This window comes from Vibrio sp. VPAP30 (assembly GCF_001188205.1).
GTDB lineage: Bacteria > Pseudomonadota > Gammaproteobacteria > Enterobacterales > Vibrionaceae > Vibrio > Vibrio bivalvicida.
In genome coordinates, this window is sequence record NZ_LBLS01000031.1 from 88653 (window position 1) to 109992 (window position 21340).

The 21340-nt window shown below is 43.4% G+C and carries 19 protein-coding genes; 10 read left to right on the forward strand and 9 right to left on the reverse strand.

The genetic code is table 11. From position 1 onward, the window contains the following. The first annotated feature begins 80 nt into the window (after nucleotides 1-80). A complete protein-coding gene (locus tag ZX61_RS14005; protein WP_049845248.1) occupies nucleotides 81-425 on the forward strand; it encodes a DUF3802 family protein in 345 nt (114 codons plus the stop codon). Between the two features lie 5 nt (nucleotides 426-430). Here ZX61_RS14005 and ZX61_RS14010 read toward each other — a convergent pair whose 3' ends face one another. Next, nucleotides 431-946 carry an NlpC/P60 family protein gene (locus ZX61_RS14010; protein ID WP_049845249.1) on the reverse strand — a complete coding sequence of 172 codons (516 nt, stop codon included), beginning with the start codon at nucleotides 944-946 and terminating at the stop codon, nucleotides 431-433. A gap of 85 nt (nucleotides 947-1031) precedes the next feature. On the opposite strand from ZX61_RS14010, the gene ZX61_RS14015 reads away from it, so the two are divergent. Then, on the forward strand, nucleotides 1032-3062 hold the full coding sequence (locus tag ZX61_RS14015; protein WP_049845250.1) for a methyl-accepting chemotaxis protein: 2031 nt from the start codon (nucleotides 1032-1034) through the stop codon (nucleotides 3060-3062). A gap of 34 nt (nucleotides 3063-3096) precedes the next feature. On the opposite strand, the gene ZX61_RS14020 is transcribed toward ZX61_RS14015, so the two are convergent. After that, nucleotides 3097-3885, reverse strand: coding sequence for a sterol desaturase family protein (locus ZX61_RS14020; RefSeq protein ID WP_049845251.1), 789 nt, complete (start codon nucleotides 3883-3885; stop codon nucleotides 3097-3099). A 69-nt stretch (nucleotides 3886-3954) separates the two neighbouring features. Between ZX61_RS14020 and ZX61_RS14025 the strand changes: the two genes are divergently transcribed. Both ZX61_RS14025 and nagK read left to right on the forward strand, forming a co-directional pair. Then, nucleotides 3955-4695: a tRNA-uridine aminocarboxypropyltransferase gene (locus tag ZX61_RS14025; protein ID WP_049845267.1), complete on the forward strand. Its 741-nt coding sequence runs from the start codon at nucleotides 3955-3957 to the stop codon at nucleotides 4693-4695. Nucleotides 4696-4839: 144 nt separating this feature from the next. Then, complete coding sequence (gene nagK / locus ZX61_RS14030; protein ID WP_049845252.1) at nucleotides 4840-5748, forward strand: N-acetylglucosamine kinase; 909 nt, start codon at nucleotides 4840-4842, stop codon at nucleotides 5746-5748. A gap of 47 nt (nucleotides 5749-5795) precedes the next feature. On the opposite strand, the gene ZX61_RS14035 is transcribed toward nagK, so the two are convergent. The 6 genes from ZX61_RS14035 to ZX61_RS14060 all read right to left on the reverse strand — a co-directional run bounded on the left by ZX61_RS14035 (nucleotide 5796) and on the right by ZX61_RS14060 (nucleotide 10844). Then, nucleotides 5796-6062 carry a DUF2960 domain-containing protein gene (locus ZX61_RS14035; protein WP_049845253.1) on the reverse strand — a complete coding sequence of 89 codons (267 nt, stop codon included), beginning with the start codon at nucleotides 6060-6062 and terminating at the stop codon, nucleotides 5796-5798. Nucleotides 6063-6120: 58 nt separating this feature from the next. Beyond that, a complete protein-coding gene (locus tag ZX61_RS14040) occupies nucleotides 6121-7890 on the reverse strand; it encodes a bifunctional molybdopterin-guanine dinucleotide biosynthesis adaptor protein MobB/molybdopterin molybdotransferase MoeA (RefSeq protein WP_049845254.1) in 1770 nt (589 codons plus the stop codon). Then, nucleotides 7890-8474 carry a molybdenum cofactor guanylyltransferase MobA gene (gene mobA, locus ZX61_RS14045; protein ID WP_049845268.1) on the reverse strand — a complete coding sequence of 195 codons (585 nt, stop codon included), beginning with the start codon at nucleotides 8472-8474 and terminating at the stop codon, nucleotides 7890-7892. The genes ZX61_RS14040 and mobA overlap by 1 nt, the downstream gene beginning before the upstream one ends. A 108-nt stretch (nucleotides 8475-8582) precedes the next feature. After that, nucleotides 8583-9314, reverse strand: a complete 732-nt coding sequence (locus ZX61_RS14050) for an energy-coupling factor ABC transporter ATP-binding protein (RefSeq protein ID WP_049845255.1) — start codon at nucleotides 9312-9314, stop codon at nucleotides 8583-8585. 9 nt (nucleotides 9315-9323) lie between these two features. After that, nucleotides 9324-10022 (reverse strand): ABC transporter permease, encoded by a 699-nt coding sequence (locus ZX61_RS14055; protein WP_049845256.1) that lies wholly within the window; start codon nucleotides 10020-10022, stop codon nucleotides 9324-9326. A 6-nt stretch (nucleotides 10023-10028) separates the two neighbouring features. Beyond that, nucleotides 10029-10844: a substrate-binding domain-containing protein gene (locus ZX61_RS14060; protein WP_049845257.1), complete on the reverse strand. Its 816-nt coding sequence runs from the start codon at nucleotides 10842-10844 to the stop codon at nucleotides 10029-10031. Between the two features lie 258 nt (nucleotides 10845-11102). On the opposite strand from ZX61_RS14060, the gene ZX61_RS14065 reads away from it, so the two are divergent. After that, nucleotides 11103-12551, forward strand: a complete 1449-nt coding sequence (locus ZX61_RS14065) for a sigma-54-dependent transcriptional regulator (protein WP_049845258.1) — start codon at nucleotides 11103-11105, stop codon at nucleotides 12549-12551. Continuing rightward, nucleotides 12541-14571 carry a sensor histidine kinase gene (locus tag ZX61_RS14070; RefSeq protein ID WP_049845259.1) on the forward strand — a complete coding sequence of 677 codons (2031 nt, stop codon included), beginning with the start codon at nucleotides 12541-12543 and terminating at the stop codon, nucleotides 14569-14571. The genes ZX61_RS14065 and ZX61_RS14070 overlap by 11 nt, the downstream gene beginning before the upstream one ends. Nucleotides 14572-14607: 36 nt before the next feature. Here the strand turns inward: ZX61_RS14070 and ZX61_RS14075 are convergent, their stop codons facing one another. Next, nucleotides 14608-14895: a hypothetical protein gene (locus tag ZX61_RS14075; RefSeq protein WP_049845260.1), complete on the reverse strand. Its 288-nt coding sequence runs from the start codon at nucleotides 14893-14895 to the stop codon at nucleotides 14608-14610. Nucleotides 14896-15076: 181 nt separating this feature from the next. On the opposite strand from ZX61_RS14075, the gene ZX61_RS14080 reads away from it, so the two are divergent. The 4 genes from ZX61_RS14080 (at nucleotide 15077) to ZX61_RS14095 (ending at nucleotide 19714) form a co-directional block, all read left to right on the forward strand. Beyond that, complete coding sequence (locus tag ZX61_RS14080) at nucleotides 15077-16669, forward strand: ABC-F family ATPase (protein WP_049845261.1); 1593 nt, start codon at nucleotides 15077-15079, stop codon at nucleotides 16667-16669. A gap of 314 nt (nucleotides 16670-16983) precedes the next feature. After that, nucleotides 16984-17778 carry a hypothetical protein gene (locus ZX61_RS14085; protein ID WP_049845262.1) on the forward strand — a complete coding sequence of 265 codons (795 nt, stop codon included), beginning with the start codon at nucleotides 16984-16986 and terminating at the stop codon, nucleotides 17776-17778. A 624-nt stretch (nucleotides 17779-18402) separates the two neighbouring features. Next, nucleotides 18403-18810: a hypothetical protein gene (locus tag ZX61_RS14090; RefSeq protein ID WP_049845263.1), complete on the forward strand. Its 408-nt coding sequence runs from the start codon at nucleotides 18403-18405 to the stop codon at nucleotides 18808-18810. A gap of 136 nt (nucleotides 18811-18946) precedes the next feature. After that, on the forward strand, nucleotides 18947-19714 hold the full coding sequence (locus tag ZX61_RS14095; RefSeq protein WP_049845264.1) for a GNAT family N-acetyltransferase: 768 nt from the start codon (nucleotides 18947-18949) through the stop codon (nucleotides 19712-19714). The last annotated feature ends 1626 nt before the right edge of the window (nucleotides 19715-21340 follow it).

Here is a 21340-nt window from a genome sequence, read left to right on the forward strand (position 1 = left end):
ACTTTGGTTGTAACTATTCATTGATATGTCTTAGTATTAAGGATGTTAGTCAACGACATAATTTATAACGGAGATAGGCTGTGGTTGTTGAAACCGATGGTTACTTGGCTTTAATAGAGCATTTGGCTTTTAATCTTGACGTATTCGCATCTGAGGATGGCGATGTCGGAACTGAAAGCGTAGAAGATGTCGTTACTGATATGGTCGCGAGTAATATTATGGCGATCTTTGAGCAAAATCCAGAGTTGCACTCTAGCGTTCGTTTTCAGCTTCTAAAAGAGGCAGACTCGGTAGTTGAAGACTTAAGTGAAGTGCTTGCGGGCGTTTGGGCAAAACCAGCCACCAATGAGCAGATTGGATTTTTGGATGAGTACATTGCATTAGTCAAGAACTTATTCGATTCCGCTGTGGCTAAGTACGATTAAAACACTTAGTTAATTTCAGGCGAGTAGCTAACTCGTCTGAAATGCCAATATTTTGATGCCCAGTAAGGGTTATCTAATCTTGATATAATTACCCCCTTTGAAGTAGAGGCATGCATAAACTGCTTGTTACCTATATACACACCAACATGCCTTACTTTTGGGGCCGTTTTAAAAAACACAAGATCACCAACACTCGCTTCAGAGTAACCTATCTGTTGCCCCAACTTCACTTGATCGAGTGTTGTGCGCGGTAACTGCATTCCAAGAGCGTCTTTGTATGTGGTTTGAACGAACGCAGAGCAATCTACGCCACTCACGGTTGTCCCGCCTAAACGATAGGGCGCGCCTTTCCATACTCGGTAAACATCCAGTAATGAATTTTTTGTGATTTCTTCTTGTTCAGTAAGCGCTGCGCCGTTTGCTGAGCTAAAGTCATGTTCGGGCTGACTGCTGCAGCCCGCTACGGCTAGGCATAAAAGAAGGGTTTTGAAGTGACTCACACGAAAAACTAGATGCTTCATTAATAACCTTTACTGAAATCTAAGCGTAACAAACCAGACATAATATGCCTCACTGATAACTTTAGTACTAGGACCTTATTTCCAAATGGACACGCTGAAAAAAGGCAAACTTAAACTATCGCTGATTCAAACCATCAGTGCTGTATTTATAACAATTACCTTACTGGTGATTTTACTTTCTGTCACGAGTCTTAAGGGCTTAGAGCGAATTAACTTACAATTTTCAGGCCTATCTGAACAAGCATTGCCCCTTGCAATGACTAACGCGAGGCTAACTCACCACATTCTAGATCAAGCCAAGCAGCTTAGTTATGTCACGCAAACTCAAGATAAAGAAACTCTTCGTCATATTGAACAGCAAATATCGTCTTTAGAATCAAACATTGATCAGCTCTACGAGCAAATCGGAAACATATCATCGAGCTTTAATAATGCGATTTCATTGCAACAAACAGAGCAGCTTTCAGGCTCGATCCAATCGCTCAAAGCACTGACTGCGAGTGTGATTGGTACTCAACAAAACATTCTGAGTAGACAAGTAAAAATCAATGAGGACCTTGATGCGTTTCGCTATGGGCTTGGTTCTGTTGGCCCAGAAATGAACAGAATTAGCTCATTCCTAGTTGGTGGTAACCCAGAATCAGCAGACGCGGCGAACCGATTTATCGCCAACGTTAGTTCAATGGAAAGCTCGTTTGTGCAGTTGATGATGCATTCAGATCTTTCAAAAGCCAATGAAGAATACCGAGAAATGAAAAATCGTTTAGCTGGCGTCAACTTAGCGTATGACGACTTCAAAGAATGGCATCCGGACGTCGTAGACTTTACAAGCTTAACGGCAAGCTACGACATGGTATTATCAGGTTTTGAAAAAGATGGCATTGTTGACCAAATCCTTTTAAAACTGCAACTAGCGACTACGCAGTCAGAGCAAGTTGCGGAAGTAACCATAATCGCGAATCAAACAATTTCAATGCTAAATCAGATCTCGTCCACTGCCGAATCCTTAATCGGTGATAGCCAGAGTGTGGTAGCTAATACGATGGATGCAATAACCGTTGTGCTATTAGTCAGCGGGGCTCTATTGGTTGCTGTCATAATCGTTGCTTGGCTTATGCTCAAGCAATGGATTAACCGAGGTTTGAACAACATCATAAGTCACTTAAACAAAATGACTCATCACGATCTGACTGGGCACGCTCAATTGCTTGGTCCGCTGGAGATGAAAGAAATTGCTTCTAAGCTCAACCAAGTGATGGCATCGACGAAAGAGTCCATTGCGACCGTTACTCGAAACTGCGAGACATTATATCAAACCGCAGAAATCAGCCATGGTGCGGCAGAGCTATCAAATCAAAGCTTAAGTGAACAAAATGACTCGCTATCGAGTATGATAACTACCGTCAACCAACTTGAGGCGTCTATCCGTCAGATTTCAACGGTAACCACCGAATCCTATCAAGAATCCAAGTCAGCGGCCTTACTGTCGGGCCAAGGTGTGACGGCTATTGAAGAAAACCGAACGCGTTTACAAGCATTAGAGAACACCCTCAATGCTAACGAGACCTCAATGGTAGAGCTAGATAAGCGAGTGCGACAGATTCGAGAAATGGTTGACCTAATATCTGGTATCGCAGAAAACACGAACTTATTAGCACTGAATGCCGCGATAGAAGCTGCGCGTGCAGGAGAGCAGGGCAGAGGCTTTGCTGTTGTTGCCGACGAAGTACGAAAGCTTGCCAGCGATACTTCCAACCAAACTACCAATATACGTGATCGTATGAATCAACTCGTCGGTGCTGCTGAGCGCTCACGCGTTGCTGTAGAAGAATCACGCCAAGAAATGGCCAACGCCCTCGAATCGAGTGAGCTAGTGAAAGCAACTTTTGTAGACATTGAAACTGCGGTTGATCATATTAAAGCTCGTGTTGAGCAGATATCCGTTGCGACGGGAGAGCAAGAGCGTGCTACAGCGCACGTGAGTGAGTCTATTACGCGCGTCTCAGAACAGGGTGACCTAACTAAGCGACAACTCGAGTCTGTGGTAGAGAGCTCACAAAAAGTCGCTAATATAGCAGGTAATCAACAAACCATGCTTCATAAATACGCACTGTAACCCAATGAGGTGATGAAGAAGCACAATACTCCTTTTAAGTACGTCTAAAAGGTTGCGTAAGCATTTTATCCAGTCGCTGCTCGGTGCGACTTTGGAACATTGGAATACCTATCTTAACGTTTTCATGCCCTAATACGGGCTGTGCTCGGTAAGTGTTAAACATCCGATCCCAAATGGATAAAAAGAAACCAAAATTTGAATGTGTTTCTTTCTCAATGACCGAGTGGTGAATGCGGTGCATGTCAGGTGTCACAATCACTTTTCGCAGCATTCCATCTATTTTTAGTGGCAAAAACGCATTGCTGTGATTAAACATAGCACTGGCATTGAGAATAATTTCAAATACGATAACGGCGATGGGGGAAACCCCAAACATTAGCACCAAACCAATTTTTATCCACATTGACAAGATAATTTCGATAGGGTGGAAACGAGTTCCCGTCGTTACATCGATATCTTGGTCGGCATGATGCATTCGATGCAAACGCCATAAAATAGGGATGCGATGAAACACCAGGTGCTGTAAGTAAATAGTTAGATCAAGGAGTACAACTGAGATAATAATTTCAATGTATGAAGGCAATTGGAATTGATTTAGTAAGCCCCAATTGCTATCCGCGGCGTATATCGCAGACTCAAAAGCCAGAATAGGCATCACCAAACTCAAGCATACAGAGTTGAAAGCGATAAGCCCGAGATTGTTAAGCCAACGATAGAGCTTACTTTGAGTTAGTTGTTTACGTGGTGTTAACCACTCCCACAACCCACAAAGAATGAGTACAGAAAGAAAGAAACTCAGTCGAATCATTTCTGGATTTTGCATCTTGTAATCCTTGCAACTGTTGGTTGGGTGGGTAAACTGGCTCCCCTTGTTTATTATCTACAATACACCATGAGAATCCACGCCTTTCATCGCTTGTATCAACAGCGATTAGACCGCTCGACTAAACCATTTGTTGCGCGAGGAAGTAAAGTTGTTCGATGTCAGTACTGCCAAGTAGCGGAAAAAGACTGTCTATGCGCTTATCAACCTGACGTAAACAGCAATATTAGCGCGATGCTGATCTTATCAGAAAACGAAGTTTTTAAACCAAGCAATACAGGGCGCTTAATACTGGATACAGTTAAAGATGGATACGCTTATCAGTGGAGTAGAACTGAACCCGACAAAGAAATGCTTCAAGTGTTGAGTAACCCAAAATATCAGCCAGTTGTCATCTTTCCAGATGAGTACGTATCGGATGAAACAAGATTGATTAAGGGGGACGCACTAGCATTGTGTGGAAACAAAGTGCCTTTGCTCATTTTTCTTGATGGCAGTTGGCGAGAAGCGAGACGAATCTTCAATAAGTCGCCATATTTAGATGCTTTACCTGTGATATCAATTCGCCCTGATTCTGTCTCTCAATATATGATGCGCCGTTCAGAAAATGACCAGCACCTCGCCACGGCGGAGGTAGCCAGTTTGGTATTTGAGGAGTTTGGCGAAGCTAAGTTAGCGAAAACTTTGTCGAGTTGGTTTGCGGTATTTCGGGAAAGCTATATGAATAGTAAGACTCGAAATAGACGTGACGACACAAAACCAGCCTTGAATCGTTTCATCGAAGAGATAAGAAACGAGAAACTGGTCTAATTATTATCATCTGGTTGTATACACGCTGCGCAGTTAAAACCATTACCGAGCTAAATCCGTTCTAAATCACAGTTTGTAGGCGTAGCTATATGGATAATAAGTCGATTAAACGAATTTTTGAGTTATTTTTCTGGGAGAGAAGAGATGTACTACGGCTTTGACGTTGGTGGCACTAAGATTGAATTTGGTGCATTTAACGAAAAACTCGAGCGTGTTGCAACGGAACGCGTACCAACGCCAACGGATGACTATGCATTATTGGTTGATACCATTGCTAGCCTAGTCACTAAATACGATCAAGAATTCGGTAGTGAAGGCAAAATCGGTCTGGGCCTACCAGGTATGGAAGACGCTGATGACGCAACAGTATTAACGGTTAACGTGCCTGCTGCAAAGGGTAAGCCTTTACGTGCTGATCTAGAAGCGAAAATTGGTCGTAGCGTTAAAATTGAAAACGACGCGAACTGTTTTGCTCTTTCTGAGGCTTGGGATGAAGAATTAAAAGATGAGCCGTCAGTGATGGGCTTAATTCTTGGCACCGGTTTTGGTGGAGGCTTGATTTATGATGGTGCGGTATTCTCTGGCCGAAACCACGTTGCTGGTGAGCTGGGTCATATGCGCTTACCAATCGATGCTTGGTTTCACCTAGGTGACAACGCCCCATTATTGGGCTGTGGCTGTGGTAAAAAAGGTTGTTTAGATAGTTACCTATCAGGCCGCGGTTTTGAGTTAATTTACACCCATTACTTTGGTGAAGAGAAGAAGGCGATCGATATCATCAAAGCTTATGAAGCGGGTGAATCTAAGGCTACCGAGCATGTTGAACGCTTTATGGAGTTATTGGCGATCTGCTTTGCCAACATCTTCACTGCAAATGATCCCCATGTTGTTGCGCTAGGTGGCGGTCTTTCTAACTTCGAACTGATTTACGAAGAAATGCCAAAGCGCGTACCTAAATACCTTCTTTCTGTAGCGAAGTGCCCTAAAATCATCAAAGCTAAACATGGTGATTCAGGCGGTGTACGTGGTGCAGCTTTCCTTAATATCAAGTAAGGTTACTCATTTCGGATATAATAGGGCTGCAATTGCAGCCCTATTGTTTATTGATTCTTTTTGCCAACCCCAAGGTTTTCTTTTTGTTGCAATGTGATCCGCCCAAAGCCCAGTTTTCTAAAGTAGTTATCGCGGTAGTTGCGCACGGATTTTGTGTCTGAAATCGCTTCGATTTGTTGCTCCATTTTCAAATACTCCGAGATATCAATACCTTCAGCTTCAGCGACAGCTTCGTGGATGTTACGATACTGCTGGTAGGAGAAGGTCAGTGTTTTCTCTTCTTCTTTGTAAGTGTAGAGGATTGTGCGAGCCATAAATAATTCCAAATCGATAAAACTAAAGAGGCCAGCAACGCTGACCTCATCTTAATAACTAGATTCTGCCTTGAAGCGGGATGATTGTCACGCTTTCACCGACTTTAACTGTATCAATCGCTGGTGAAATCTCTATCAAGCAGTTTGCTTCACTCATAGAACGTAAGATTCCTGAACCTTGTTTACCTGTTGTGCGAACCGTTAACTGGCCGCGATAATCGAGTTCATAAATACCACGACTAAACTCGGTACGACCTTGGCGTGAGCGTAAGTTTTCACTAGCAATAGCGTTGACCTTTAGTGGCTGCCAATCTTGCTCTCCCTGCATTTTTCTTATTGCAGGCTCTACAAAGTTAATAAACGAAACCATGACCGCGACAGGATTACCCGGCAAACCGAAAAACGGTTTGTTTTGAATGTGGCCAAAGGCGAGTGGACGTCCTGGTCTCATGTTTATTCGCCAGAAATCGATTTGACCAAGCTTATCTAGTGCAAGTTTAATGTAATCGGCGTCACCGACTGAAACCCCACCAGAAGTCATGACGACATCGGCTTTCGAAGCTGCGCTCTCTAACGCTTCTATCATCAGAGCTTCGTCATCTTCGATAATACCGAAGTCGAGAATTTCACAGCCTAAGGTCTCTAGCATCCCCATGATGGTGAAACGGTTCGAATCATAAATGGAGTTTTGCTTTTGCTCGCTACCTGGGGCTTGCACTTCATCACCAGTAGAGAAAATGGCGACCTTTAGCTTGCGATAAACGCTGCAATCAGCCATGCCCAGTGAAGCGATCATTCCCATCTCTGGCGAAGCGATTCGCTGACCTGTGGTAAACACGGAAGAGCCTATTGCTAAGTCTTCTCCAGCTTGTCGTACATTCTGACCCACTTTGATATCTGAAGAGAATGTGACAATGTCACTATTGTGCTGAGCTTGCTCGCGCATAATGACGGTGTCGCCACCTTCAGGGGTAGGGGCACCTGTCATAATCTTAACCGCTTGACCTTTATCGAGCGGACGATCGTAAGCGTGACCGGCAAACACCTCAGCGACGACTTGAAAGCTTTCTAAATCGGCATCTTCGCCACGAATAGCAAAGCCATCCATCGCTGAGTTCGTGTATTGAGGGACGTTGACCGGAGAGATGACATCTTCAAATAGCACGCGACCGGACGTTTGTGTGATAGGGCATTTTTCGGATCCAGCTACAGGGTTAACCAGCGAAAGAATTTTGTCACGTCCTTGCTCGACAGATAGGAAAGCAGGGGAGAGGGTATCACAACAAGCCGCTTCGTTTTTCTTTGGCTCAGCTTGGCTTTGTACATACTCGGTGACAAATCGCGCGATCGCATCTAAATCGTCGATGTTCATTTGCGGTAGGTCGCTATCTTCAACAATTGAGTCTGCTGCAATTGCGATGATGTTGTCATCATTGTTGTATAGCCAAGGTTTACCTACTACTTCACGATGAAGTTCAATCTTAGGAAAGGCGATGTTTTTACAGCCTTCAACTAAAATGACATCAAGCTTATCCATGTCGAAGCGTGATAACAGATAGGCAAACTCAGATTCATGCTCAGGCGTTTCTGTCATTAAAGCAAAGCGGTTTCTTGAAGAGATCAACATTTGCGAAGCGCCAGCTTTTCTTAGTCGGTAACTATCTTTGCCTTCTTTATCAACGTCAAAATTATGGTGTGCATGTTTCAGCATACCGATACGTAGGCCCGCTTCTGTTAACTTTGGCAGAAGTGCTTCTAACAGTGTTGTTTTCCCCGTACCTGAATACGCGGCAAAACCTAGAATAGGGATAGGAAGATTTAAAGTCATCAGCTGATGGTTCCGAATTGGGCCAGTTCTTCTGGGGTATTTAAGTTTACAAAGCAGTTTGGTGAGTCGCTGAAATCGACATATTCAGTGTTGCACTCTTTGTACAAAAGAATGATCTTACGATCTCCGCGCTCAAGAAAAGCGGTGAGTTTGGGTAATACACGCTTATGGTACAAGGTGAAAACAGGTTGTTGATGGTCACCGTCATGAGCCACTAAAATGTCGGTGCTATCTGTTACCGACTGGCAAAAGCGCTCTACCAAATCACTGTTAATTTGCGGGCTATCGCATGGTACAAAACCTACCCAATCGGTTGGCGCGTTGATGAGTCCTGCATGAATACCGCCCATTGGGCCAGGGAAGTCTTTAAATTGGTCAGAAAAGACCTCGCCAAATTTTTGGTATGCCTCATGGTTGCGATTGGCATTAATCAAGATGCGTTCAGTTTGAGGTGTCAGTCTTTTGATCACGTGTTGGATCAATGGCTTATCATTGAGTAAAACAAGACCTTTATCTTGCCCTCCCATACGGCTTGCCTGACCACCAGCTAAAATTACCCAGCTTGTCTCTTTTGCATGAAGCATAGTTGTCGTATCTGATATTATCTTGTTATTGGGCTTGCACTCTAGCAAATCTATTTTCTCTTTCAAGCCCACAGGCTTAGTGCATTATGTGTTACAGCTCGTCGTAGACTATCCTCTACTACTTACTTTTGTATCTAATGATTTATCTTTCAACACAACGACATTGTTTAACTCAAAGTCATGGTTCGAATATTCTTTCAGCTCAAGGCCACTAATTACCCATTGCTTATTACAAAGCTCAGTCAGTGCATTTTGCTGGTGACTGGTGATGACTAAGCTAGAACCGCGATCTAAAAGATCTTTCGCCATGACCACTAAGCGCTCAATCGATTCTTGGTCTAGTGACGCGCTTGGCTCGTCCATCAAAAGAATCGAAGGCTTAAGTATCCATGCCCGAGCCATCGCCACACGTTGCTTTTCTCCACCGGACAAGACCGAAATATGCTCGTCTGCTAAAGTTTCTAAGCTTACCATGCGAAGTGCAGTGATAACTTGAGCTCGCTTATCTTTTGCTGCATCTTTTTCGAAGCGGATACCGTAGACAACATTTTCATAAACCGTTCCGTCGAAAAGGTACGGAGACTGATGAAGGTAGATCACGCCTTTACGACCAAAGCGCCGAAACAGTCTGTGTAACCACGTATCGCTTGGCGCATTTACTTTTCCTGTTGATGGTTTCATTAACCCAGACAAGATTTTGAGTAGTGTGGTTTTGCCGACTCCATTATCACCTTTAAGATAGATAGCGTCGTTTGGCCCAATAGAGAGAGTAGGGATGTGGAACAGTACACGCTCTTTAAAGCGCATAGAAAGATGCTGTGCCGTGATCTTAATTGTCATACAGCGCCCTTAAGTCCTTAAGTAACCTTTACCACGCATACTAGTCAGCATGAAGTTTAGTATCAGTGCCAATGTAAGCAAGACGATGCCCAAAGCGACTCCTTGAGCAAACGCTCCTTTATGGCTTTCCATCGCAATTGCTGTAGGGATGTTACGAGTGATCCCCATAATGTTGCCACCCACCATGGTTGAACAACCCACTTCGGTTACAATGCGAGAAAACGCCGCTATCGCTGCTGCCAAGAGTGGAAAACGTGTTTCCCACACCATAGTGGCAATAATTCGCGGTATAGAAGCGCCCAATGTAATTGAGGTTTCAACTGCTCTTTGATCGCTAGACTGCAATGCGCCGTGCATCATTGATACCAACACCGGAAAACCAATCAGCATTTGACCAACAATCATCGCCTTTTGCGTAAACAGCATCTGCCAGTCGCCTAGAGGGCCAGCACGTGACAATAGCATATATAGCAATAGACCAATCACTACTGTCGGAATGGCTTGCAGTGTGTTAATCAGGGATAGAAACAACCATTTGCCTTTAAAATTTGTATAAGCCAATACAAATGAGAAAATGATCGCCGGGAAAAGAACTATTGAAATCGCAGACAAAGAGACGCTGAAGGAGACCGCGACGATCTCCCACAGCTCTTTATCAAAGCTCACTAACAAGGCAAGCGCATCGAGGGTGGTTTGCCAAAGGCTCATTTAGGCTTATTTCTCGTTCGCATTAGCAACAAAAAGCTGTTTGCCGTGGAGTGTAAAGTCATTAATCAGTTTTTGCCCTCTTGGATTAACCAACCAGTCACTGAATTCTTTCGCTCCTTGGTAGTTAATACTCGGGTAGCGTTCTGGGTTAACCAATATCACCTGATATGGGTTAAACAGCTTCTTGTCACCTTGAAACAAAATCTCAAGATCAAGCTTGTTGTTGTAGGCTAACCAAGTGCCACGGTCAGTCATGGTGTAGCCTTGCATTTCGTTGGCCATGTTGAGAGTTGGGCCCATCCCTTGGCCAACGCTACGGTAACCACCAAAGTTTGGCTCGATTTTGGTTTGCTGCCAGATGCCTTTTTCTTTTTTGTGAGTGCCGGAATCATCTCCGCGAGAGATAAAAGTGGCGTTCATGTTGGCAATGTTTTTGAACACATCAGCGACGTCTTTTTGTTTTGCAACTTCGGCAGGGTCTGCATGAGGCCCTACAATAACAAAATCGTTATACATGAGCTTACGGGGTAATACGCCATAACCTTTGTCGACAAAATTGGCCTCGGCTTTAGGTGCGTGAGTCATGACCAAATCGACATCGCCGTTTTCTCCCATTTTAAGGGATTTTCCTGTCCCTGCGGCAATGACATCAACCTTGTACCCTGTATCCTTTTCAAATTGTGGTAGTAGGTAGTCGAGTAAGCCTGAGTGATAAGTACTTGTTGTCGTTGCTAGGCGTACATGAGAATTATCAGCCGAAGAAGCAGAGTAGCTAACGAGCGCCAAGGACGCTGTCACTAAAGTAAGAGAAATTGCATTCATATTGTTATTAATCCGTTTTCTATAATTTGGGCTAGACAAATTAAGAGTGGTGAACCTATGCCGTAAGATTCGTGTTGTCAGTTAGCAAACATTAATAGCAATCTTAATGCCAACAATTCATGATACTTTTCAAACTAAATATCAATAAGTTAGCACACAAAAACTTGATGAGGGACAAAATGTCTCACATTTATTGAGTCGCGTACTGATAAACTTGGTACACTCTGTCCCAATTACCCTATAAAGCAAGTGGTCATCATGCCTCCATCATTCGAGCCTAACAAAGTTTCTCAATATCAAGCATTTTCAGTACTTGTCGTCGATGATGAAATTGGAATGCAAACGATACTGAACAAAGCCTTAAGCAAGTGGTTTTCAAAAGTTGACTGTGTTGGAAGTATCGAAGAAGCAGAGCAGCTTCGAAGCGCCAACCATTATGACTTGATCGTTCTCGATATTAATTTGCCAGGGCGTTCTGGAATTGAATGGGAAGAAGCATTCACAGACCCAGATAAAAAAGCCGATATCATCTTTATGACGGGCTACGCCGATCTGGAGACGGCAATATCTGCTCTCAAATTGGGTGCGTCGGATTTTATCCTTAAACCATTTAACCTAGAGCAGATGTTGCAAGCGGTTAAGCGTTGCATTGATAAACGCTTAGAAAAGCGCCACCAATTTGCGCTTCGTCATGAGTTTAAACGCCATGTTGTCACAGACATTGTTGGCGGTTCAGAGAAAACGGCATTGCTAAAACAACTGATTAGCCAATTTGCACCTTCTCGCGCATCTGTATTGGTGGAAGGTGAATCAGGGACAGGCAAAGAACTAGTCGCGCGAGGTATACACGAAGCAAGCCAACGCAGTGGACCATTTGTGCCAATCAATTGTGGTGCCATTGCACCGGAACTACTTGAAAGTGAGCTTTTTGGTCACAATGCAGGTGCGTTTACCGGGGCCAAGAAAAGTCGCGAAGGTTTGTTTCGCGTTGCGAATGGAGGAACACTATTCTTAGACGAAATTGGTGAGATGCCGCTTGCTATGCAATCGGCTTTACTACGCGTGCTAGAGCAAAGGACTATTCGCCCTGTCGGTGGAGAGAAGGAAATAACGATCGACGTTAGAGTTGTGGCAGCAACGAATCGAAATCTTCAACAAGAAGTGAATAAGGGCAATTTCCGCGCCGACTTATTCTATCGACTCAATGTACTTAAGATCGATGTGATGCCACTAAGAGAGCGTAAAGCAGATCTCATTGAGCTCGTCCCATTTTTTACACAGATGTTGGCGTTGGAGCTTGGAATGCCCAATCCCAATTGGGCACATGAAGATATTCTTGCTATGAACGAATATGACTGGCCGGGCAATATTCGTGAACTCAAAAACCTTATAGAGCGCTGCATTCTGCTCGGCAAACCTCCGGCACATTATTGGCGCGAGATTCATGGTGATACGTTAAAGCCATCTGTGACCATGACGGTATCGAGCGGAGCGGAAGTTATTGAGCTTACCACTCCGACCAATCAGCAAGAGGGCTACCCCAATACATGGACACTGAAGAAAGTTGAGAAAGCGCATATTCAACAGTTAGTGGATTATCATGACGGAAATAAATCAGCCGCAGCACGAGATTTAGGTGTAGCGCGCAAAACGTTAGAGCGCAAATACAAAGAGTGGGAGAATGAGGAATCAAGCTATGCCGAATAGCCCCTCATTTTGGTCAAAATGGCGCTATCGATTTAAAACCATGGTTCGATATCGCTTGATGATTCTGACCTCTGCACCTATCGCTTTAACACTTGTCGCGCTAATTGGTATTACCATCTATTGGTCAATCCATTACACTTGGCAGAGTGCTTTAGTCGATGTCTCTGAGCGGCTTGGTGTCGCGGAAAATAGCATTGAGTTAATTCAAGAGAAACAAGCGAATCATGTTAAAGCATTTGCTAGCTCATATGAATTTGTTACGCGAGTGCGCGAACGAAGTTTCGGCGATGCTGAATTGAAGAGCTGGGTTGCAAATCAGCGAGACAGGTATAAGCTCGACTTTTTGCGTTTTCATCGTGTTGACAGCATGGAGAACAAATTCCGCTTTATGGATCTTACCCATAGAGAATCATTCTTTGATGTGCTGACAGAGAAAGAGCTTAGCGAACTCGGTAATGATCTGGTCAAACGCGCCCAAACGCCAATACTTGAGAACAATACGGTTGAAAGCCGAGGACTGGTTAGCCGCACCGTCATTCCGATACGCAGCCAATCTAACGATATTATTGGCTTTTTAGATGGTGGTTTACTGCTTAATAACAGTACTGTATTGGTCGATACCATTCGTGATCTGATTTATCCCTCTAAACAAGATAGTCTACGCCCTGTCGGTACACTAACGGTTTTTTTAGATGATCTTCGTGTGAGCACTAATGTTCCGCTCGATAGTAAGGATCGGCTTGGAAGAGCGATTGGTACACGTGTCTCAAACGAGGTGAGACAAGCGGTCTTAATCGAAGGGCATGAGTGGACCAACTTAGCATTTGTATACGATGCTTGGTACATCACCGCATATCAGCCGTTGTACGATCAGTACAATAATGTGATTGGCATGCTCTACACAGGGTATTTGCTATGGCCATTTGTCGCCACTTACATGACCAATATCGCCGAGATATCGATTACAACACTCTTCTTGCTGTTTATCTCAAGTTTGCTCGTTTATCGGGGTTCTCGCGATCTGTTTGTCCCGATCGAGCATATTCACCGCGTGGTAAAAATGATTCAACTAGGTAAGGAAACGCGCATTGGGCCTCTTGGCCTAGACGAAGGGCATGAACTGGCGCAACTTGCCAAGCAGTTTGACAATATGCTTGACCTGCTCAAACAACGTAAAAACGAAATTCTACGTGCAGCTAATCAACTAGAGTGCAAAGTGCAAGATCGAACTGCGAGTCTAAAAGAAAAAACCGAGGAGTTAGAATTGCACATTCAACTGCTCAACCAAACAAGAGATAAACTTGTCGTTAATGAAAAACTGGCGGCGCTTGGTGAGCTTACTGCAGGTATTGCTCATGAAATTAATAACCCGACCGCAGTGATCCTAGGTAATGTTGAACTTATGCAGTTTGAGTTGGGGGATGAATCGTCTCGAGTTAAAGAGGAGATTGAAGCGATTCACGCGCAGATTGACCGTATTCGAAATATCACACGGAGCTTACTGCAATACAGTCGGCAAGGTGGTGTACAAGATGAGATTACTTGGCAGCGCGTCAATCCCATTATCGAAGAGAGTGTGACTTTGGTTAAAACAGGTGCCAAAAAGCGTGAAGTTACCTTTGAGACCGAGTTGAATGCGCAATCTTCAGTCGAAGTTAATCGCCATCAGCTACTGCAAATTCTCGTCAACCTGCAAATGAATGGCATTCACGCCATGCAAGGTAAAGGTCGCCTGATCGTTTCAAGTGAAGACTGGGTCGAAGATGGCAGGACGCTCGGTGCGGTTATTCATGTGAAAGACGAAGGGTGTGGAATTAAACCAGAGAACTTAAAACGAATCTTCTCACCATTTTACACCACTAAGCGTGATGGAACGGGGTTAGGTCTTTCGGTTTCGCAAAGTATTCTCAGCCAATCGGGCGGTGAGCTCAAAGTTAATTCTGAATGGGGGGAAGGGAGCCAGTTTAGCATTTATCTTCCGGAACGAGCAGAACCTCAACTCAAGGTCATGAACCTTTAACAAAACGGTCAGCAATAGTGCTGACCGTTTTTCTAACTATTTTGATTCTTCCGCTAGAGCGTCTTTGCATTCCTGATATTTCAGCTTCTCTGCTAACGACTCTGGTGGCAAACCACACTTCATCACCACTTCCTTGTCATAGCATTTATTGGTCTTACCATGTAAACAGATGATTTCATCATCCTGATAAACGATATCACCTGTTTGCAAATGACCATATGTGTCGTTTCCCCAAACTGGGTTAGCATTAAAAGTGTTCTTCGCTATCGCGACAGAACAAGCTAAAGACAAAGATGCAATGATTAGAGGGGTTATCTTCTTCATGATTGTGACCTACTGATGGAACTGGCGGCGATTATATAGAACCCCAGCCCAAAACCAACTCATAAAAGTTAGATTGCTTTTACATAGCTGATGGTTTGCATGCCTTGGCAAAACAAAACTTGAAGTTCGACTCAGTAAACAGTAGTGTGGCGCGGTTTTTCATATTTTATAGGTAACGACATTGATTTCCACTAACAACATCACACAGCAATTTGGCGCTAAGCCACTTTTTGAAAACATCTCTGTTAAGTTTGGTGAAGGTAACCGTTACGGCCTTATCGGTGCGAACGGCTGTGGTAAATCAACATTTATGAAAATCCTAAGCGGCGAGCTTGACCCGACAGGTGGTAACGTAAGTTATGATCCTAATGAACGCGTAGCCAAGCTAAATCAGGATCAGTTTGCTTACGAAGAGTTCACCGTCATCGATACCGTTATCATGGGTTACAAGGAGCTGTGGGAAGTAAAAAAAGAGCGTGACCGTATTTACTCTTTGCCAGAGATGAGTGAAGAAGAGGGTATGCTCGTTGCCGACTTAGAAGTTCATTTCGCTGAAATGGACGGTTATATGGCTGATTCTAAAGCAGGTGAGCTGCTACTTGCGGTTGGTATTCCTGAAGAGCAACACTACGGTCTAATGAGTGAAGTCGCTCCTGGTTGGAAACTTCGTGTGCTTCTTGCTCAGGTACTGTTTGCAGACCCGCATATTATGCTACTTGACGAACCAACCAACAACTTGGATATGGATACTATCCGTTGGTTGGAAGAAACGCTGAACCAGCGTAACTGCACCATGATTATCATCTCGCACGACCGTCACTTCTTAAACTCAGTATGTACGCATATGGCAGATTTAGACTACGGTGAGCTTCGTGTATATCCAGGTAACTATGATGAGTACATGATGGCTGCTTCGCAAGCACGTGACCGCCTATTGTCTGACAATGCGAAGAAGAAAGCTCAAATTGCAGAACTACAAACCTTCGTCGCACGTTTCTCTGCTAATGCTTCTAAGGCGAAGCAGGCGACATCACGAGCTAAGCAAATCGACAAAATCCAGCTCGAAGAAGTAAAAGCGTCAAGCCGCCAAAACCCATTCATCCGCTTTGAACAGTCGAAAGAGCTGTTCCGTAATGCATTGAATGTTGAAAACTTAAGCCAAGGCTTTGAAGAAGATTTGTTTAACGATTTCAATGCGATTTTTGAAGTTGGTGAGCGTGTTGCAATTATTGGTGAGAACGGTGTTGGTAAAACAACACTACTCAACACTCTTGCTGGTGTATTGGAACCTCGCACTGGTGAATTTAAGTGGTCTGAAAACTCGAACATTGGCTACTACGCACAAGACCACGCAGAAGACTTTGCAGAAGATCTCAACCTGATGGATTGGATGGGTCAGTGGCGCCAAGAAGGTGATGACGAGCAAGTAATTCGTAGCTTCTTAGGTCGTATGTTGTTTTCACAAGACGACATCAAAAAATCAGTAAAAGTACTTTCTGGTGGTGAGCAAGGCCGCATGCTTTTAGGTAAGCTAATGATGCACAAGCCAAACATGCTGTTAATGGATGAGCCAACCAACCACATGGATATGGAATCTATTGAGTCTTTGAACAATGCGTTAGAGCAATACAAAGGCACACTGTTTTTCGTATCTCATGACCGAGTATTTGTAGATTCGTTAGCTACGCGTATCATCGAGATAAAAGACAACAAGATTACAGACTTTAAAGGCACTTACGCTGAGTTCTTAAAAGCGCGTGGCATTGTAGGCTAAGAATTAGCTTCTAAACTGAATTTGAAAGCCTCGCATTACCAAATGCGGGGCTTTTTTTGTAATATAATATTGATACTGTATAAGTATACACATTAACGGAGGCAGGACGAAAATCATGCTATATAGAACAATTCTGCATTTTGTGATTCGTAATTTTCTCTGTTTGATGTAAGTAACTGTTATTTAGTAAGTTGATTTGGTAACGTGGGGGTAGTTAAAGTTTTATTGCAGATTGGTTCTGTAGTTTTTTATAGAATTGTTCTGTCTAAGAACTGTTAAGCGATTCGATATATCATCGATATAGAGGAATATAGATGAGTACAATTATGAATAATCCTGCGGCAAGATTATTAAATATCTTAGAGGAAGGTAAACAGCAAAATGCTACTCAAAACTGTAGAGCAGTGTGGTGTAAGCTGTTAGATGTAAACCCTAATGATAAAGTCACTTTTTTAGGTAAGCTTGGTAAGGTACTTGCGTTGTCATCTGAGGTTGTAGATGAGTTGAAGAAAGTTGATGGCATAAATATTGAGCGTTACATGCATTGGTGCCAACCCGTAGAAAGAGCATTCTCGGAAAGCAATTTCAGTGGGCAATGGAATGAGTTTTCAAAGCATCTTAATGAACATGTTTTCAATTACTTAACTATGACATCAGATTTTTTATCTTTGCGTGCCCCTCAAGCGATATTGCCGCAGCAAGAAGTGGAAAAAATTTCATCTGGTGCTTTGGAGCTTATTTCAGAAGTAGAGGCATCTGAGCTACCAGAAAGTATTAAGTCATATATGCTAGCTCAGTTAAAGAAAGTGGTAGTTGCAGCTGATGACTACAAAATTACGGGTTCAAAAGAAGTTGTTCAGATTGTAGAAGAAACATTTGGACATGCGATCTTGAAAAATGATCTAGTCAAACCAGTAGAGAATCATCCAGTTGCTAAGAAGTTTTGGGCTTACATGGCAAATGCTGCTGTTATTACAACAATAGCAACTGGTGCACTTCAAATAGCTCCAGCGGTATCTAAACTTCTACCTGATATTCAGTTTACACAAGAACCTGTGATTGAAGTGATCGAAAATCAAGACCAAATAAGTACGGACAAAATCGCTTAACAAACTGTTCAAGAGGGATTCGCAACGCGTGGCATTTTTACTATGCGTTAGTTTTAGTGGTTAAGGTGGTATGCGGCAGCTTCGGTATTGCGTTGCTCACCCCTTAACAGGGCGTTAATAAGCTACTGTTAACGAATAGTTTTTTTGGCATGTAGTCTTTCAATGGCTGTACCGTTTTCGGCACAAGTCCTCTTTCTCAGCACGCTCTGAGTTCTCAAGTTTCTTTGACGTAAATGCCATTTGAAAGCATCGAAAGCGCTAATATGCCAGCAGCCATCTTCGCTCTCAAAGGTACATCGTTGTGGCAATTAACTGTCCGTGACTTCAGTGGGTGGCCTGTTCTCTGTCACTTTGGTTTGGCTACTTGCTCAAAGCAGGTTTCTGGAAAGGACAGTGGGTCAGTAGCCAATAAAAATCTGGTTAGTTTGTACTGTTGAGTTCGGTGGTCCGTTTGGTTGTAGAGCACGCGGAAAGTACTTTATTAACAAAGTGTTCAAGCTGGATTCTCAACGCTCGGCGGTTTTGGTTGCAAATTCCCGTGCAGTGATTAAGGTGGCTTTATTAAGTTAAGTGGGGCGTTGTTCACCACTTAACACAGCGTTAGCTTTCAAACAAGGATTTAGTATGCATAAATACCATATGGTTAAGTTTCTGATAGCGTTGTTTCTGTTGTTCCCTCCATTGTCGGAAGCTGCAACTAAGTCAGTGATATTGCCTTCTGGAGAAACTATCGAAGTGCAAAGCATCTCAAAAATATATGCTGCGGGGTCAAAGGAGTGGGTACTCATAATTAATTACATAACAGATTCCATAGACAACAAAGTATCACTGCGAGAAAGGGCAGATCTGATATGGGAGTTTTTTCGCCCAATTGTGGAAAAGGCAGGCTATACGAACGCGGGAATAAAAGCAAAAGCATATGTTCACGACGCTGAGAAAACAATATTCAAAAAGTCAAAGGCCTATACGTTTATTATCAGGAAAAGCGACGATGGTATTTGGAGGTTCCTTGAAGACGAAAAACAAAGCTAACAATCTGCTTAAGACGGACTATCAACGCTCGGCGATTTTAGTTCTAGTTTAGTACAGTGTTTACGGTGGTTAGTTTAAGTTTCGTGGTTTGCGTTGTTAGCCACTTAGCAGGGCGTTAGCTATATACGAGGATAAAATGAATACAGTGGATGTAATGCGAGAGTACAATGAGTTTGAACGCAAGCTTATTCACTCGTTTAATGGCGTAAAGGAGTCAGATAGTAATCTGACTAAATTCGTGTCTAAAGATCGTCACGGCAGTTATATTTCGTTCTTTGACTTTGATGAAAGCCTCACTGAATCAATAGTTAAAGAGCAACTTGCTTACTTTGGCCAACGCAAATTATGCTTTGAGTGGAAGACATATAGTACCGATAAACCAAGCAATATCGGCAGTGTATTACTCGCTAATGGTTTTGAACAAGAAGATACCGAATCATTTATGGTTTTAGACCTTTCTAAAACAGCTAACGAATTCTTCGATGAATCTCAGATCACAGAAGTTTTCGATAGCCAAGGCATTCGTGATGCAATAAAGGTTCAAGAACAGGTATGGGGTGGGGATTTCGATTGGCAATACAATTACTTAATGAGTCTCAAAGAACAATCTCCAGATTCGGTATCCATTTATGTTGTGTATGTAAATGGACAGCCAGTGACTTCCGCTTGGCTAACATTTAATGGAACCAGCCCATTTGCAGGTATTTGGGGCGGAAGCACAATCAAAGAATTTCGAGGCAATGGGTACTATAGCTTGCTCCTAAATAAGCGCATCGCTGAAGCAAAGTCGAAAGGTGTTAAGTATCTGATAATCGATGCCTCAGACATGAGTAAACCGATAGTATCAAAGCGGGGATTTGAAGTCGTAGCGACAACAACGGGCTACACTTCACCAAATAGCTAACAAAGCATTTAAGAGTGATTCGCAACGCTTGGCAGTTTCGCTTCGCTCAAGTATAGCCAATCGCTGCTCACACCTTAATGCGGCGTTAATAAGCTACTGTTAACGAATAGTTTTTTTGCTATGTAGTCTTTCAATGGCTGTACCTTTTTCGGCACAAATTCTCTTTCTCAGCGCGCTCTGAGTTCTCAAGTTTCTTTGACGTAAATGCCATTTGAAAACATCGAATGCGCTAATATGCCAACAACCATCTTCGCTCTCAAACGTTCATCGTTGTGGCAATTAACTGTCCGTGACTGCAGTGGATGGCCTGTTCTCAGTCACTTTGGTTTGGCTACTTGCTCAAAGTTGGTTTCTGGAAAGGACAGTGGGTCAGTAGCCAATAAAAATCTGGTTGGTTTGTACTGTTGAGTTCGGTGGGTTGTTTGGGTCTAGAGCGCGCCGAAAGTACTTTATTAACAATCTGCTTAAGACGGACTGCCAACGCTCGGCGAATTCACTTCAAAGTTTGTTCTGTGTTTACGGCGGCATGTTTACGTTTTGTGTTACGTTGTCAGCCACTTAGCAGGGCGTTAGCTGGTATTTAAAGGAACTAAGGGCTTAAGTGCTCATGAATACTGGGCTCTCGCTTCACGCCTGATAGTCCTTAGGTACAAACTATCTCGCCAGTGGCACTGTTCGAAAAGTGGTTGAATCAGCCAAAGTCGGCTTACTGAAGTGGTGTGTTTGTTTAGTTCTTTGGTGCGGCTTCTTGGGTGTTGAAATGCTGCTGTGACTACATCTGTTTTGCTCACTTGGTAGTTGGCTTCTTCGAAAGCATTCTTTCACAAGCCTATTTCATCAATTGGTTTTTGGTTTGTGAACTGTCCAATTTACATTATCATTCGAAACCAATATTGTACTTCAAATTAGGCACTTGGGTGAAAAACGCAACCTTCTGCGTAGCAGCTAACAAACTGCTCAAGACGGACTATCAACGCTCGGCGATTTTGGTTCTAGTCTGGTACAGTGTTTACGGCGGCTAGCTTAAGTATCGTGTTATGCGTTGCTAGCCACTTAGCAGGGCGTTAGTTGGCAATAGTTTCTTGGTTTTAGGTACGGGTTCTGTAGGCGTCGTTTACATCCGTTCTCCGTACTTCGGCAAGCAGAAATTTCTCTGTTATTGAATTGGCTTGGTGGCTAGCTTGCCTTTCTAGTTTTGTGTCTGGTTTGAAGAACGGGCGTATCAGGTTTACTGGTTTCAGTGACTCTTGCATGCAATGGACTATCGTAGCTTTTAGCTTGCCTTTGCAAAGGGAGCTTTGGATGTTTAAGTTGTCCAGTCTACTAATTTAGGGCGCTCGCTGATTCTACTGTGGAAAATGGAAACTTCAGTGCGTGCTAGCCAACTAACAATCTGCTCAAGACGGACTGCCAACGCGGGGCAATTTTCGTTCAAGTCGGGTATAGTGTTTACGGCGGTTTGGTTGAGTGCAGTGGTCGCGTTGTCAGCCACTTAGCAGGGCGTTAGTTTGCTTCAAAGAATAGGGGAGTATCGTGGAAGAAAAACGAGTAAGTATTAGACCAGCAAAACCGAATGAATTGGAATTAATTCATGCTTTGGTAACTTCAAACGACGCATGGACTAAG